This is a genomic window from Limnohabitans sp., from assembly GCF_023910625.1.
Taxonomy (GTDB): domain Bacteria; phylum Pseudomonadota; class Gammaproteobacteria; order Burkholderiales; family Burkholderiaceae_C; genus Limnohabitans_A.
On the sequence record NZ_JAAVVW010000001.1, the window covers coordinates 1 to 15,481 of the forward strand.

The 15,481-nt window shown below is 59.6% G+C and carries 16 protein-coding genes; 1 reads left to right on the top strand and 15 read right to left on the bottom strand.

Annotation, left to right across the window (positions count from 1 at the left end):
- The 12 genes from HEQ17_RS00005 to HEQ17_RS00060 form a co-directional block, all read right to left on the bottom strand.
- A partial coding sequence (locus HEQ17_RS00005) for a type II toxin-antitoxin system HipA family toxin (protein ID WP_296290663.1) occupies positions 1-778 on the bottom strand: 778 nt, incomplete at its 3' end.
- Between the two features lie 62 nt (positions 779-840).
- Complete coding sequence (locus tag HEQ17_RS15945; protein WP_366937992.1) at positions 841-1,176, bottom strand: helix-turn-helix transcriptional regulator; 336 nt, start codon at positions 1,174-1,176, stop codon at positions 841-843.
- Positions 1,177-1,277: 101 nt separating this feature from the next.
- Entirely contained in the window at positions 1,278-2,603 is a 1,326-nt protein-coding gene (locus HEQ17_RS00015) for a type II toxin-antitoxin system HipA family toxin (RefSeq protein WP_296290664.1), read from the bottom strand.
- A 3-nt stretch (positions 2,604-2,606) separates the two neighbouring features.
- Entirely contained in the window at positions 2,607-2,855 is a 249-nt protein-coding gene (locus HEQ17_RS00020; protein ID WP_296290665.1) for a helix-turn-helix transcriptional regulator, read from the bottom strand.
- 138 nt (positions 2,856-2,993) lie between these two features.
- Complete coding sequence (locus HEQ17_RS00025) at positions 2,994-4,001, bottom strand: ABC transporter ATP-binding protein (RefSeq protein ID WP_296290666.1); 1,008 nt, start codon at positions 3,999-4,001, stop codon at positions 2,994-2,996.
- Positions 3,998-4,966: an ABC transporter ATP-binding protein gene (locus tag HEQ17_RS00030; RefSeq protein ID WP_296290667.1), complete on the bottom strand. Its 969-nt coding sequence runs from the start codon at positions 4,964-4,966 to the stop codon at positions 3,998-4,000. Before HEQ17_RS00030 ends, HEQ17_RS00025 begins: the two co-directional genes overlap by 4 nt.
- Positions 4,963-5,871: an ABC transporter permease gene (locus HEQ17_RS00035; RefSeq protein WP_296290668.1), complete on the bottom strand. Its 909-nt coding sequence runs from the start codon at positions 5,869-5,871 to the stop codon at positions 4,963-4,965. The genes HEQ17_RS00030 and HEQ17_RS00035 overlap by 4 nt, the downstream gene beginning before the upstream one ends.
- 3 nt (positions 5,872-5,874) lie before the next feature.
- Entirely contained in the window at positions 5,875-7,458 is a 1,584-nt protein-coding gene (locus HEQ17_RS00040) for an ABC transporter substrate-binding protein (RefSeq protein WP_296290669.1), read from the bottom strand.
- A gap of 41 nt (positions 7,459-7,499) precedes the next feature.
- The gene (locus HEQ17_RS00045; protein WP_296290670.1) at positions 7,500-8,750 is read right to left on the bottom strand and encodes a M20 aminoacylase family protein; all 1,251 of its coding nucleotides are present in this window, start codon (positions 8,748-8,750) and stop codon (positions 7,500-7,502) included.
- 2 nt (positions 8,751-8,752) lie between these two features.
- Positions 8,753-9,733, bottom strand: a complete 981-nt coding sequence (locus HEQ17_RS00050) for an ABC transporter permease (RefSeq protein WP_296290671.1) — start codon at positions 9,731-9,733, stop codon at positions 8,753-8,755.
- On the bottom strand, positions 9,733-11,271 hold the full coding sequence (locus HEQ17_RS00055) for an ABC transporter substrate-binding protein (RefSeq protein WP_296290677.1): 1,539 nt from the start codon (positions 11,269-11,271) through the stop codon (positions 9,733-9,735). Before HEQ17_RS00055 ends, HEQ17_RS00050 begins: the two co-directional genes overlap by 1 nt.
- Positions 11,272-11,453: 182 nt before the next feature.
- Positions 11,454-12,218 carry a DUF3047 domain-containing protein gene (locus HEQ17_RS00060; protein WP_296290672.1) on the bottom strand — a complete coding sequence of 255 codons (765 nt, stop codon included), beginning with the start codon at positions 12,216-12,218 and terminating at the stop codon, positions 11,454-11,456.
- A 50-nt stretch (positions 12,219-12,268) separates the two neighbouring features.
- Here HEQ17_RS00060 and HEQ17_RS00065 point away from each other — a divergent pair, with 50 nt between their 5' ends.
- Complete coding sequence (locus tag HEQ17_RS00065) at positions 12,269-13,222, top strand: tripartite tricarboxylate transporter substrate binding protein (RefSeq protein ID WP_296290673.1); 954 nt, start codon at positions 12,269-12,271, stop codon at positions 13,220-13,222.
- A 60-nt stretch (positions 13,223-13,282) separates the two neighbouring features.
- Here the strand turns inward: HEQ17_RS00065 and HEQ17_RS00070 are convergent, their stop codons facing one another.
- From HEQ17_RS00070 to HEQ17_RS00080, 3 genes are all read right to left on the bottom strand, one after another.
- On the bottom strand, positions 13,283-13,846 hold the full coding sequence (locus tag HEQ17_RS00070) for a hypothetical protein (protein WP_296290674.1): 564 nt from the start codon (positions 13,844-13,846) through the stop codon (positions 13,283-13,285).
- Entirely contained in the window at positions 13,834-14,403 is a 570-nt protein-coding gene (locus tag HEQ17_RS00075) for a hypothetical protein (protein WP_296290675.1), read from the bottom strand. The genes HEQ17_RS00070 and HEQ17_RS00075 overlap by 13 nt, the downstream gene beginning before the upstream one ends.
- Before the next feature lie 304 nt (positions 14,404-14,707).
- Positions 14,708-15,481: porin (locus tag HEQ17_RS00080; protein ID WP_296290676.1), on the bottom strand; the 774-nt coding region annotated here is incomplete at its 5' end.

The window sequence follows — 15,481 nt, forward strand, 5'->3', positions numbered from 1 at the left end:
AGGTCTGGATCGATAAGTGTGATCGCTGCTTTTGCACCGCTTGCTGAAGGGTTCGCACCGTGGCCTGCCGAATGTCGAATCCACCGACCAACTCGCGCCATTGATCCACCACGCCCAGCATGGCGTCAAGGCGTTGCGCAGCCCAACGCGCATCCAAACCGCCGGTCTGTGCCAATTGCATCAAATGGCTTCGCTGGATGTGCAAACCCTCCCCACAAACATCCATCTGGTGCTCTCCACCGGGACCCCGGCTGTAGGTGAGGTCAAAACACGGCGCCAGTTTCCAGTGGCGTTGCGCGTTCAGGCGGAAAGCCAGATTTTTCGCATGGTCATCACGGTTGTGAAACAAGACATTGAAGACCGCACGCTCAAAAGCTTTTTCGACCTCGCGCTCATCGCGCGTGATCATGCGTGTGGCCCTTAAAAAAGTCGTGTAGTCCACTGCCGAGGGAATTCTGAAATCGGCGTGCAAGAAACCAGCCAACGAATGAATCGGGACGCGTTGACCTTGCGCCAGATCGAAGCGCTCAATGCCCAGTGCGGCCTGCTTGGCACTCAAATCAAACACATGGGTGTTGGGCATATCCAAACCGCAAGCTCTGGCCAGTTGTGCATAAAACGCCTCAATGGCACACACTTCTTTGTGTTCACCCAAGGCCTGAAACTTGACCAACCAGCCAGAGCCAGTTGGCATGGGCGTTGTGCTGATGAGGCCTGTTTGTGGATCGTAAAACACCAAAACTTTGGGGCGATCCCCCTGTGGAGAGCCGCCCAACATGGCCAAGCGTTGCAGGGTTTGGGTGTCTTCGCCTCAGCCCTGGTAATGAACTTGCACTGTTTTCATGGCTTGGCTCCAGGCCTGATGCGTTGTCGGGTGACGCGCTGGCGGACTGGTTTTTGCTGTTTTGCCATGTCAGCGATGGACGCGATGACGGGTTTGAAGAGCGGTTGCAACTGCGCCTCTTGACCGAGGCATTGCACCAATTTGACCCAAGTGGTGACAGAACCTTTGCCGGTATTTTCGAGGGTATTGAGCGTGCTGCGCGACACCCCCATGCGTTGCGCCATGTCGGCTTGAGCGATCTCTTTTTGAATCCTCAAATGCTTCAACCGCTGCCCCAAAACAAGCGAAATTTCATCAGCCGAAGAAAAGTTAAAGTCTAAAAATTCATGCATTAATGGATTTTATCCCATTAATGATTGATTTATCAGTCCTTAAAAAAGTCACACCACCGCGTGACAAGCGATCGTGATGCCTTTGGCAGGTTGGGATGGCATCAGTCTCCAGAATGAAGTCGCCTGCTCATTTTCAAGACGCCCCCTGCCACTTTGTCAAACAATTCGCGTGGGAAATCATCTGGCAGTTTTCGGGCTGTTTCTTCCAATGCTGCAGGGACCCTCATGGCCATTCTCTGCATGCTGCCCTCCATGTCGGTGTAGCCCTCCCGCTTGGCCGTTTCAAGAAAGTGACGAGGCTGAATGGTTTTGACGTGGTAGTGCGCTTGTTTACCGCGCAAGGCCATGGCCATCCTTAACTTGTCATCAGGCACTTGCTGCGCCTCTGTTCCCACAATGGGCCACGCAGACAAAATGTCATAAAGCGGCGTCAAGCGATACGCTCCATCGGACAAAAGTGAAAGGCTGTAGTTTTTGGCATGGCCATCGGTGGCTGCCAGCAGCCAGAAAAACAGCTGCGACTCAAACAAGGTACGCAGATCGTCTGTCGCGTGACTGGAAGTGCGCAACAACCCTGCCAATGACCGGATTCCGGGGCCTCCGTCGGCTTCATATTTCAAATGGCTGGGTAGCCCCAGCGCCTGACAAAAGTCCTCCTGCGGCAAGCGCAACCAATGGGCACCACTTGAGGCCATGCGCCGGTCAAAGCGCTCGACCACCAAGGCTTTTTGGGCGCCCCACTGTCCCATTTCGCAAGAAGCGACGGACAAACCCATCGCTTTCGCCAGTTGGGCGCACAACCACTCGTTTTCCACCGAACTGGTCATGTCGGCTTGCCGATGGCCCACCAGACCCATGGGCAATTTGAAAATGTGCGTGGTCGGAGTCGCGCCATGTGGCTTGCACCAGCGCCCTTGGTGCCAAGTCAATGCGGTTTTTTCTTGTGCGCCTGCCAATGAAATCCGGAAATTTTCATCGTCATCGGATCCCATCGGGTGACCTGCTGTCACGGCATGGCTCAGCCATTGTTCAATCTCTGCCTGGCTGAGCGCCTGTGCTTCGGTCGTGTTCCAGCCCAGTGGCGCCATGTTCATGGGCAGCAAATGCACAGCGCCCACGCAGTCCCGGCCGATGGCAGCCAGCAGGTCAAATGCACTGGTGCTGGCGGTTTTGAAGTTCGTTTGCACCCGCCGCCGAATCTCCGTGCTGTCGGGCAATAAATTGTCAAAGTAATTTTCAACCACCCGGCCTCGCAGAGGCTGCCCCGTCATAGGCAAAGACAGGGAGAGTGGCCTCACCGAAGCAGAACGGTACCAACTGTCGGCATACAGCAGTTCATGCGTCCCGTTGCCCAGCAAGGTCCACTGGCCCAGCAACTCCCCATTCAGCCAGATGTTCAGCGCACGGCTGTGTGAACGCCGCCCCATGGCTTACCACTCACTGCGAGCGTGTTCATGCGCATCGGCGGGACTGCGCAAGATCAACTCCAGCCCTAAAGCGTTGACCAGCACGAGAAGCCTGTCCACAGACAAGCGACCCGGGCTCTGCTCCAACTCAGACAATCGGGCTTGGCTGATGCCCAAACGCGCAGCCATTTGTGACTGCGTCATCGCTTGCGATTTTCGGCTGGCTGTCAGCAAATGACCCACTTGTTGGGCCGTGGTGAGCTTTTGTTGCATATTGGCATCTCCGATAAATTCAGTATATCGAGAAAGTCAATAAAAAACAAATATCGGGGAAGTCAATATTTCATATTGCCCCAGATCGGTGGCGATTGTCATGGCGTGCATCCATCGCCCATGCAGACAAATGGCCTCTCACACCACGGCGTGACAAGCGATCTTGATGCCTTTGAAGTCGCGCAAAGCGGGGCGCTCTGCACGGCAGATGTCGGTGGCCTGCGGGCAGCGGGGGTGGAAGGTGCAGCCTGTGGGCGGGTTCAACGGGTTGGGCACTTCGCCTTGCACCGGGGTGCGGGCGCGGCCGGTGTCGTGCATCTTCGGAATCGCGTCCAGCAGCATCTTGGTGTAAGGATGCTGCGGGTTGCCAAACAAGGTGTGTTTGTCGGCCAGCTCCACCAAGCGGCCCAAATACATCACGCCCACCTGGTCGCTCACATGGCGCACCACCGCCAAGTTGTGGCTGATGAACAAATACGTCAGGCCCCGCTCGCGCTGCAGGTCTTTCATGATGTTGAGCACCTGCGCCTGCACGCTCACGTCGAGCGCCGAGGTCGGCTCGTCGCAGACCAAAAACTCGGGCGCGGTGGCCAGGGCTCGGGCGATGGAGATGCGTTGGCGCTGGCCGCCCGAAAACTGGTGCGGGTACTTGACCATGTCGAGCGGCGACAAGCCCACTGACTTGAGCAACTCGGCCACGCGGGCTTTGAGTTCTTCGGCGTCGCTGATCAGGCCATGCTCTTTGAGCGGTTCGCCAATGATGTCGTCCACCGTCCAGCGCGGGTTCAGGCTGGCATAGGGGTCCTGGAAAATCATCTGGATGCGCTGGCGCATCTTTTGCGCGTCGGCCGACTTGAAGGCGGCGTGCGCGTCTTGCCCGTCAAAGGTCAGCCCACCGCGTGTGGGCTCGTACAGGCCCACCAGCAAGCGGGCCACCGTGCTTTTGCCGCAACCGGACTCGCCAACAAGGGCCAGGGTTTTGCCGCGTTCGATTTTGAAACTCACGCCGTCCACGGCATTGAGCAGTTGGCGCGGTTTGCCCTCGATCACGCGGTTGAGCCAGGGAGCCGACACATCAAAAGTTTTGGCCAGATCGTGCGCCACGACCAGGGGCTGGGGTTTGGCGTTGGTCATGTTGTCACTCATGCGGCGCTCCCGTCGTGCAACCAGCAAGCGGCCCTGTTGGCGCCCGCTTGGACCAAATCGGGCCGCTCCTGGCGACAGCGGTCAAAGGCTTTGGGGCAGCGCGGGTTAAAGGCGCAGCCTTGCGGGATGGCGTTCAGGCGCGGCATGGCACCGTCAATTTGGTTGAGGCGTTCGCGGTCACTGTCCATGTCGGGGATCGAGGCCATCAGGCCTGCGGTGTAAGGGTGGGCCGGGTGGTTGATGACCTGGTGCACCGGGCCGATTTCGGCCACGCGCCCAGCGTAAAGCACCGCCACGCGATCGCAGGTTTCGGCAATCACGCCCATGTCGTGCGTGATCAGCATCACGGCTGCACCCCGGTCCTTGCAGACCTTTTTGAGCAGGCTGATGATCTGCGCCTGGATCGACACGTCGAGCGCGGTGGTCGGCTCATCTGCCACGATGAGTTGCGGCTCGGCCGCCAGGGCCAGGGCAATCACCACGCGCTGGCGCATGCCGCCGGAAAACTGGTGCGGGTAATGGTCAATGCGCTCTTCGGCGGCCGAAATGCCGGTGTCCTTGAGCAGCTGGATGGCCCGTTGCCGCGCCTCTTGGGGCGTCACCGGCAGGTGGGCCAAAATGGTCTCGGTCAATTGCCTGCCAATGGAATACAGCGGGTTGAGCGAAGTCAGCGGGTCCTGAAAAATCGCACCGATCTTGCGGCCCCGGATGTGGCGCATCTCGTCGTTGTTCAGGTGATCGATGCGCTGGCCTTCAAGGAGGATTTGCCCCCCGGCCACACGGCCTGGTGGCTCCAGCAGGCCGATGATGGCCGCGCCCGTGAGCGACTTGCCTGCGCCCGACTCACCCACCACCCCCAGAATTTCACCGGGGGCGATGTCGAAAGAAATATCGTCCAGCGCACGCAGCGTGCCGTGGCGGCTGGGGAATTCCACCACCAGGTTTTTGACTTGTAAAAGACTCATCGCAATCTCGGATTCAGCGCGTCGCGCAACCAGTCACCCAGCAAGTTGACCGACAGGGCGATCAGCACCAGCATCAGGCCCGGGAAAATCGTGATCCACCACTCGCCCGAGAACAAATAGTCGTTGCCCACGCGAATCAGCGTGCCCAGCGAGGGCGAGGTGGGGGGTGCGCCCACACCCAAAAACGACAGCGTGGCTTCGGTGATGATGGCCGTGGCCACCTGGATGGTGGCCAACACCATGACCGGACCCATCACATTGGGCAGCACATGCTTGAACATGATGCGCAACGGGGCCACGCCCGTCACGCGGGCGGCCTGCACGTATTCTTTGTTGCGCTCTACCAAAGTGGTGCCACGCACGGTGCGGGCGTATTGCACCCAGCCCGTCAGCGAGATCGAGATGATCAGCACACCAAAGGCCAGCGATTCGTGCGCATTGGGAAAAAGGGCACGTCCTACGCCCGCGATCAAGAGCGCCACCAAAATGGCCGGGAAGGACAGCATCACATCGCACAGGCGCATGAGCAAAGCGTCGAGCCAGCCGCCCTTGAAACCCGCCAACAGGCCCAGGCCCACGCCGACCACCACCGACAAGAGGACCGAAGCCAAGCCGACGATCAAAGAAATGCGCGAACCATAGATCAGGGCCGACAAAATGTCGCGCCCCTGATCGTCGGTGCCCAGCAAAAACTTGGTGGTGCCGCCCTCCATCCAGGCGGGCGGCAAGCGGGCGTCGCTCAACTCCAGCGTGGCCAGGTCAAACGGGTTGGTGGGCGACACCCAGCCGGCAAAGACCGAACAAAAAAGACAAATGAAGGCGATGGCAGCCGCCACCATCGCCATGGGCGATTGGCGGAAGCTGTAACCGACGTCGCTGTTCAGCCAACGTTTCAATGCGTTCATGGATTATTTGATGGTGATGGATTTGAACGGCATGGAGTTGTCACCGCGCTGCACCAGGGTGACTCTTTTGCTGGTGCCCCAGGCCAGTGCCTGCTGGTGCAGTGGCAAGTGGCCGATGTCGGCGTTGTGCAACTCAAAGGCCTCTTTGATCATGGCATTGCGCTTGGTCTGATCGGTTTCGCTCTGGATTTTCACGGTCAGTTCGTCCACCTTGGGGTTGCAATAAGCGCCCAAATTGAACTGGCCGGTACCTTTGTCGTCCACGCAGCGCATCAAGGCATTCAGCGCGTTGTGGGCGTCGTAGGTGCTGGGGGTCCAACCCAGCAAATAGAAGCTGGTATCACGGCGCAAAATTTTCGGGAAATAGGTGCCCTTGGTCTCGGCCTTCAGGTTCACTTTGACGTTCACCCGAGCCAAGTTGGCGGCCACCGCTTCGCAGATCTGGCCGTCGTTCACGTATCGGTCATTGGGGCAGTTCATGTCCAGTGAGAAACCCGTGGGGTAACCCGCTTCGGCCAGCAGCTTTTTGGAGGCTTCGGGATCAAAGGGCAAGCGCTTGTTCAGATCGGGGTTGAAGCCGTTGATGCCAGGGCCGACCATCAGGGCACTGGGGTTGGAGGCGCCACGCATGACCACGCGCTTGATGCCTTCGATGTCGATGGCTTGGTAGAAGGCCTGGCGCACGCGCTTGTCCTTGAAGGGGTTCTTGCCCTTCACGCTGGAGTAAAGCAGCTCGTCACGCTTTTGGTCCATGCCCAAGAAGATGGTGCGCAACTCGGGGGCCACCAAGGCGCGGGTGTTGGCACCGGCGTTGATGCGGGGCACGTCTTGCACCGGCACGGGCTCCATGATGTCGATCTCGCCGGACAACAAGGCAGCGACGCGGGTCGGGTCGTTGGCAATCACGGAGAAGATGACTTCGTCGACGTTACCCTCGATCTTGCCCCAGTAGCTGCCGTTGCGGACAAAGGTGGTGCGCACATTGGGCTGGCGCTCACGCAGGCGGTAGGGGCCAGTGCCGTTGGCACGGAAGGAAGCGGCGTTTTCAATCCCCTTGCGACGGTCCACCGGACGTGTGGCTTGGTTGTCTTCACACCATTTCTTGCTCATGATGAAGACGGTGGACAGCACATTGGGCAAGATCGGGAAAGGGGCCTTGGTTTCGATCTCGATGGTGTGGCTGTCCACCTTGCGCACTTCCTTGATGTCATTGGTGTTGCTGCGCATGTCCGAACCTTCGCCTGCAGCGCGATTCAGCGAGAACACCACGTCATCGGCAGTGAACGGCGAGTCATCATGAAAGCGCACGTTCTTGCGCAGCTCAAAGCGCCACACCGTGGGCGCGGTTTGCTTCCACGAAGTGGCCAGGCCTGCTTCGAACTTCAGGTCTTTGCTCACGCCCACCAGCGATTCGTAGATGTTGTTGGTCACGCTCAGTTGCAGCGATTCATTCAAAGAGTGAGGGTCCATCGACAAGGCGTCGCCCTGGTTGGCAATGCGCACGGTGGCGGCGTGGGCGCTGCCCATCGCCAAGGCAGACACCACGGCCAAAGCGGTCAATGTGCGGTTGAAGGAATGCATGCGCATGAAAAACTCCTAAAAGTGGTGAGTGAAAAGGGTTGAAAAAATCATGAACTGCGCAAGGCAGTGTGGAGTGGCAAAGCCTGCTCGATCAAGCTGGCGTGCAAAGCCGCACCCAAGGGCAGGATGTCGTCGTTGAAATCGTAGCGGCTGTTGTGCAGCGGGTGCGGCCCTGGGCCGTGCGGCAGGCCTTGACCGATGCGGATGTAAGCACCGGGCACAGCTTGCAGCATGAAAGAAAAATCTTCGCCGCCCATGCTGGGCAGCATGTCGCGCCAGACCTTGTCTTCACCCACCAAGGTGGCCGCAACATTGCAGGCAAATTCGGCTTCGGGCACGGTGTTCACGGTGGCAGGGTAGGTGCGTTCGTAGTGCAATTCGGCCGACGCGCCAAAGCCTTGTGCAATGCCATTGCACAAAGAACGCAAACGCTCTTCGATCTGGTCTTGCACTCTTTCGCTGTAAGTGCGCACTGTGCCCACCAAGGTCACCTCGCCGGGAATCACGCTCATAGCGCCGGGGTTGCCGCCTTGCATCGAGCAAATGCTGACCACCGCCTGGTCAAACGCCGACAGGTTGCGCGAGACCACGCTTTGCGCGGCCGTGATGATGTGGCCCGCCACCAGCACCGGGTCGATGGCCTGGTGCGGGCGTGCGCCATGGCCGCCTTTGCCACGAATCAAAATCTCAATGCGGTCCACCGCCGCCTGCATGGGGCCGGGGGTGATGCCGATCACGCCCAAGGGCGTCTCGGGCGAGTTGTGTTGGGCATAGACCTGCTCACACGTAAAGCGCTCAAACAGGCCGTCTTGCATCATGGCGCGAGCGCCTGCATAGCCCTCTTCGCCAGGCTGAAAAATCAGCACGGCCGTGCCATCAAAGCGCCGGGTTTCGGCCAAATAACGTGCTGCGCCCATCAGCATGGCGGTGTGGCCGTCGTGGCCGCAGCCGTGCATGAGGCCGGGCGTGCCCGACTTCCAGGTGCATTCGTTGTGCTCGGTCAGGGGCAACGCATCCATGTCGGCGCGCAGGCCGATCATGCGGCCGGGGTTGGCCACCGTGCGGCCCTGGCCGTGCACCAAGGCCACCACGCCGGTTTTGCCGATGCCGGTGTGGATGCTGTCCACGCCACACACCTGCAGCATTTCGGCCACTCGCCGTGCGGTGTACACCTCTTCAAAGCCCAGCTCGGGGTGGGCGTGCAGGTCGCGCCTGAAGGCGGTGAGCTCGGGGTGGAACTGGGCGATGCGTGCAAACGCAGCGCCCCGCCCCAACACCGATTGCAGTGAAGCGCCCACGTTCAATGGCCTCCGGGCTTGCCCACGCGCAGGCGCGGGTCCACCACAAAATACAGCAGGTCAACAATCAGGTTGATGACCACAAAAATCAACGCGATCAGGCACAGGTAAGCGGCCATGACGGGGATGTCGGCAAAGGTCACCGCCTGGATGAACAGCAAGCCCATGCCAGGCCACTGGAACACCGTCTCGGTGATGATGGCAAACGCGATCAAGCCGCCCAACTGCAAGCCGGTGATGGTCATGACCGGCACCAGCGTGTTTTTGAGGGCATGACCAAAGTGGATGGCGCGGTTGGACAGGCCACGGGCACGGGCGAACTTGATGTAGTCGGTGCGCAGCACCTCCAGCATCTCGGCGCGCACCAGACGCATGATGAGCGTGAGCTGAAAAATCGCCAGCGTCACGGCAGGCAACACGATGTGGTGCCAACCCTTGGCCGTCATCAGCCCGCTTGACCACCAGCCCATCTGCACCACCTCACCCCGGCCAAAGCTGGGGAACCAGCCCAAGATCACGGCGAACACCAGAATCAACAAAATGCCGATCAGGAAAGTGGGCAGGGACACGCCCAGCAACGACACCGTCATGATGAACTGGCTGGCCCAGGTGCCCCGGCGCAGCGCCGCATACACCCCCATGGGGATGCCGATCACCAGCGCCATGGTGGCGGCCACCAAAGCCAGCTCCAGCGTAGCGGGCAAGCGCTCGGCGATCAGGCGCGAGACCTTGGCGCCTTGCCGCAGGCTGAGACCAAACTCGCCTTGCACCGCGTTGACCAAAAAGTGGCCAAACTGCACAAAGAAAGGCTGGTCCAGGCCCAGGTCAGCCCGCAGCAGGTCGATCTGCTCTTTGGTGGCGTCTTGCCCCAGCAAGAACACCACCGGGTCCCCCACATACTGAAACAACAAGAAGGCGATGAACGCGACCGTGACCATGACGATCATGGCCTGGATCAGCCGCTGCAAGATGAAAGCGAGCATCAGTTGACTTTGATCAGAGTCCAGTCGAGGCGGTTGTCAGGACGGTGCACCACGTCAATGTTTTTCTTCATGCCCCATGGAATCACCTGGTTGTGCAACGGAATGTGCGACACCGTGTCGTTGGACAATTGCAGACCTTCGGTCAACAAACGGTTGCGCACCGGCAAATCGGTCTCGGTCTTCACGCGGTCCACGATGTAGTCCATGCGCGGGTTGCTGTAGCGGCCCACGTTGTAGTTGCCGTCACCACCTGTGCCCACCGAGCGGGTGAGCGACTGCAGGCTGTACAGCGCATCAAATGTCGGCACACCCCAGCCCAGCATGTAGATGCTGGCTTCGTAGCGCTGGATCATGGGGAAATAAGTGACCAGCGGCAGGGTGCGCAGTTTGGCTTTGATGCCCACCTTGGCCCACATGGCCGTGATGGCTTGGCAAATTTCTTCGTCGTTGATGTAGCGGTTGTTGGGGCAGGCAAAGTCCACCTCAAAGCCGTTGGGGTAACCGGCTTCGGTCAAGAGTTTTTTGGACGCATCGAGCGAGTAGGGGAAGCGCTTGTTCACGCTCTCGGTCCAGCCATTGACCTGCGGGGCGACCAGAGCACCCGTGGTTTGCGACAAGCCGCGCATGGTCACGCGGTGGATGGTGTCCATGTCAATCGCTTGGTACAGCGCCTTGCGCACCTTCACGTCCTTGAGGGGGTTCTTGCCCTTGACGTTGGAGCCGGGCAATTCATCGCGGTGCTGGTCGAGCCCCAAAAAGATGGTGCGGTTTTCAATGCCGTCGATCACCTTCAGGTTGGCGTTGTTGCGCATGCGACCCAAGTCTTGCGGGCTGGGGTCGAGCACCAAGTCGATCTCGCCCGACAACAAGGCGGCAGCGCGGGTGGCTTCGTTTTTGATGGGCGTGTAGATGATTTCGGTCACGTTGGTGGCAGCATCTGACCAGCCCCACCAAGCGGGGTTTTTCACCAGCACCAAGCGCTGGTCGGGCTGCCAGTCCTTGACCATGTAAGGGCCGCTGCCCATGGCGTTGCGATGGGCAAAGTTTTCTTCTTTGGTCTTGATGTCCTTGGGCTCCATGGACTTGTTCTTTTCAGACCAAGCTTTGCTCATGATCCGCAACTCGGTCATTTGGTTGAGCAAGACCGGATTGGGGCCGCTCAGGATAACGTCGACCGTGTTGGCATCGACCTTGACGATGCGGCTCATGCCCTGGGTGTAGACGTTGAAGTTGGAGGTTTTGGCACGGGCACGGTCGAGCGAAAACACCACATCGTCGGCCGTCAAGGCGGTGCCGTCGCTGAACTTGACGCCCTTGCGCAGGTTGAATCGGTATTGCGTGGGCGACACCTCGCGCCAGGACGTGGCCAGGCGGGGTTCGATCTTGAAGGTCTTGCTGTTGTAATAGACCAGCGAGTCATAGATGGCGGCGTGCACGCCATTGCCCAAGGCATTGTTTTGCGAGTGGATATCGAGCGTCGGGATGTCACTGGCGCTGGTCCATTTGAAAGGCTTGGCTTGCACCAGGCCCACAGTCATCAGGCCCGCCAAAAGCAAGCAAGCGGTCAAACCAGTGGGGCGAACAGACAAACGGGTCAGATTATTCATTGGGTCACCTTGATCATGATGGGTTGTAAAAACGGTCAAATATGCACCATCTGGACCGCGTTCCGTGTCAGGGAATTCCCCTGATCTCGCTGTCGCACGTGGGACTGGTGCCATCAATCCAGCCGTACATGGCCGTACCACGCCCGCGTGAAGCTGCGGGTGTTGTCCGTGTCGGTCATGATGGCCAGGCCCAGCAGGGCGCCGGGGGCCTCGCCAAAGGCTTTTTCAAAATCTGCCCGGATATGGCGCTGGTAAGTGAGCCATTGGCCGACCCGACCGGGGCCAGATTCCACCGCCAGTTTGCGGATGCGGTCGGTGCGGGGGTTGACGATCACCGACTCTGCGGGGCACTGGTTGCACCAAACGTACATCAGAGTGGCATAGGGCAAGGGCTCGCCCGTGAGGCTCTGGGTGAGCTCGCTGAGCATGGCATTTTTGGAGGTGAATTGTTGCCGGTCGCCATCAAACACCAGAATCAAGCGAACAGGAGAATCTTCTGTTTCACGTTGCACCATGTCGGCTCCCGGTATCAACTGCCCCACCCGCCACTCAAACGACAAGCGCCCCAGCCGCTCGGGGGCAATGTGCAAGCGCTGGCGCAGCATGCTGGCCGAAGAATCGGCCTGCGCCTCCAGGGTATAGCCCTGGGCTTGCTTATCCAATTTGTAGGCGGTGCGCAGCTTGCCGGGCAAGACCATCTTTTCCCATTGCGACTTGTCATGGGCATTGAACTGCAGCGGCAATTGCTGCAAGGGTGCCGAACTGCCGCCGTGGGTTTCGGGCTGGGGCGGCATGACCGAGCAGGCCGACAAGCCCATGCACAAGCCCAACACCCCAAACAAGGCTGCGCGCGCGGGTGCACAAGGGCGGTTTATCATGACTTTTTCAATCTGAAGAAAGAAGCAAGATGTTAAATCGTCGCCGCCTCATGCAAACTGCCCTTGTATCCGCAGGGGCATTGAACACAGCCTGGGCCCAAAGCAGCTTTCCCGCCAAGCCGTTGCGCATCGTGGTGCCTTTTGGAGCAGGTGGCGTGGCCGACCTGACGGTGCGTGCTGTGGCTCAACAGCTCTCGGTCAATTTGGGGCAAGCCGTGGTGGTCGACAACCGACCCGGCGCTGGCGGCATTGTGGCGGCAGAAGTGGTGGCCCGCGCCGAGCCCGATGGCCACACCTTGTTGCTCATGTCCAATGGCACGGCCGTGAGTGCGGGTTTGTTCAAGGCCCTGCCCTTCAACCCCCGCACCGACTTTGCGCCTGTTTCTTTGTTGGGCCTGTTTGACATCGCCATCGTGGTGCCCGAGTCCTCGCCCCACAAAACCTTGGCCGACTTGGTCAGCTTTGGCCGCGCCAACCCGGGCAAGCTCAACATGGGCACCATCAACATTGGCAGCACCCAACACTTGGCGGGTGAGTTGTTCCGCACGCAGGCCAACTTGATTGTGCAGATCATTCCGTACAACGGCACACCCGCCGTGATCAACGCCCTGCGCGGTGGTCAGGTCGATGTCGCAGTCGAAATCTTGGGCCCGCTCAAACCCCAGATCAACGCCAAAGCCGTGCGCCTGCTGGGCGTGATGGGCGCCAAGCGCCCCAAAGACCTGCCCGACACCCCTGTGGTGCGCGATTTGCCTGGCCTGAGCGACTTCAACGTGTCGTCTTGGAACGCCTTGGCCGCTCCTGGCAAGACCCCCGCGGCTGTGGTCAACCGCCTGAACGCTGAGTTGGTGAAGGTCCTGGCCATGCCCGACATGGTGCAGCGCCTGGCCGGCTTCAACGTGCAAGCCCAATCCAGCACCCCCACCCAATTGGCTCAACTGCTCGATGCCGACATCAAACGCTGGACCGACGTGATTCAAAAGGCGGGGATACCGCTGCAGTGATGTCGTGATGCGCCTGCTGCACGGGCTTGAAACCCCCTGCAGCAGGCTTGACGCCCTCGTTCAGCGCGGCGCGATGCGGCTGGCCAGAGGGCGCGGCGCGTAGGCCGTGTCAAACCGGCACTCAGCCGCTTGCGCAGGCCTCAAGGCTGAACACCTTGCGGCAATACCCGCAGGCGTGGGCTTGGTGCCCTGATTGACCCATGCCAACAACGCCTCAAACAGCGGCGGGTAGATGGGGTCGCCCAGATAGCTGTGCTCTGAAGAGTTCACATAGGTTTGCACCAGTCGCGCGCCGTTGCCAGACGCTTGCATGCGTTGGCGCAGGGTGTCGCTGCCCTCGACAAAGACGGTAGAGTCGCCAATGCCGTGGGTGGTCAGGACCGGCACTTTGAACCGGCCTTGGTGGTTCACATCGGCTTCAAACCTGGCGCTGGCTTGTGCGTCGGCTTTGAAGCGAGGCACAGCCGCATCCAGCGCGGCGTCGTTGCTTGAGCCCGTGTACTTGACCGTGTCATTGCCAAAGGGGCTGGCACCGCCGCTTTTGGCCACCACATCGCGCAAGGTGAAAGTGCCCCAGTTGATGTGGCCCACGATCGAGTTTTCGGGGATTTTCAGGACATCCACGATGGTTTTGATTTTTTGGGCTTGCTCTGGGCTGCCGGCTTGCGCACGCCCAAACAGTCGTTGACCTGCGTGGCCAACTCGGCTGCAGTCATTTTGCTGTCGGCAGGCAAGCCCAAAGACAAGGGGTACTGCGGCTCATCGGCGCGTGGGGGGTTTTGGCACAGGTGCTGGTAAATGGCGCGCAAGTCAAGGCGGAAATCGCAGGTCGTGGGCCCGGCCACCACGCCGCTGGTGAGCCAAATACCCTCCCAGGATTGGGGGTAGAGCTCCGCCGTCCACGTGGCCACCATGGCGACCCAAGACTGACCGTGCAGCAATGTGCGCCTGGGCTTGGCCACATGGTCCACCAAGATGCGCCGGACACGCTCGGTGTCTTCAGCTGCTGTGGTGACCGCAAAACCACCTTGCCTGAACACCGATCCAGCCCAAGCGTGGCCTTCGGTCAACGTGATGGCCCAACGCTTGATGTCTTCGTCTGCCCGAGAGGCCTTGGGCTCGCCCAAAGCAGGCCCGCCATGCGCGTGCACCACCAGCACGCCACGCCATTGGGCGGGCATGGCCAACAAGAAATGCGACTTGGCCGAGTCTTGCCCCCGCCAACATTGGGCACCAGCAGACCCCCCTCTGGACAAGCCGCCTTGGCTGGAGGTGCTTCTTTGGGCACCGTGCCACAGCCACTCAACTGCAGCAGCCCCAGCAAGGCCATGCCCCAAAGGGCGGCGTGGCGACGCAGGGCACAGACATCAGACTTGGGCATAGGTCAGATCCTGTCCATGGAAAATGGTAAAAAAAAACCCACCATGTTGCCATGGTGGGTTTTTTTGGTTTTCTCAATCTCAACTGGCGGATGCCAGTGGGGAATTAGAAAGTGTGACGAATGCGAGTCACAAAGCCACTGCCAGAGGTGCCGGTTCTTGGAGCAATGGCAGCCAAGCCTTCGGCTCTGAACAAGTCAGCACCCAGAGTGGTGCGCTTGCTCAAAGCGTAGTTCACACCAACAGCGATCTTGGTGTCAGCATTGGCTGCAGCCCTGTCGTCCTTGTTGAAACCAGCCAGCAGGGTGTAAGCACCCATGGGCACTGTTGCGCCAATGGACATGACATCATTAGATGTTGCACCACCAACAGCCTTGGTCACTGTGTTCAAAAGGCTCAGGCGTGCAACGCCGAAGTCGTAGCTCGCGCCAATAGCGCGCTGGCTGGTAGCCGTGTCAGTGATGGCAGTACCACCATCAGTTGTGGAGTTGCCACTGCCTTTGATGTTAATAGCTGTCAAAGCCAAAGGACCATTGGCATAGTTGACACCCAAAGTTTGACGCTCGTTAGTGCGTGCAGACAATGATGATGTGTAGTTGGCGCTAAAACCGTTCACAGTAGGCGTGGTGTATTGAACAGCTTGCTTAACAGATGTAGCACCACCCAAAGCACTGATGCCAGTGCCAGCTTGCAAAGCAGCACCGCCGGTGCAAGCCCATGGGTCCATACCGCAGGTGCCGGCTTCAACGATGGAACCAATACGGGCTGTACCAAAACCACCGGTCAAATATGTGTTGGCGGTGTGAAACAGGGCATTGACGGCGCCCGAGGAGTTACGGTCACCGTTAGCGGCGTTGAAACGGATCTGGCTGTCGAAACC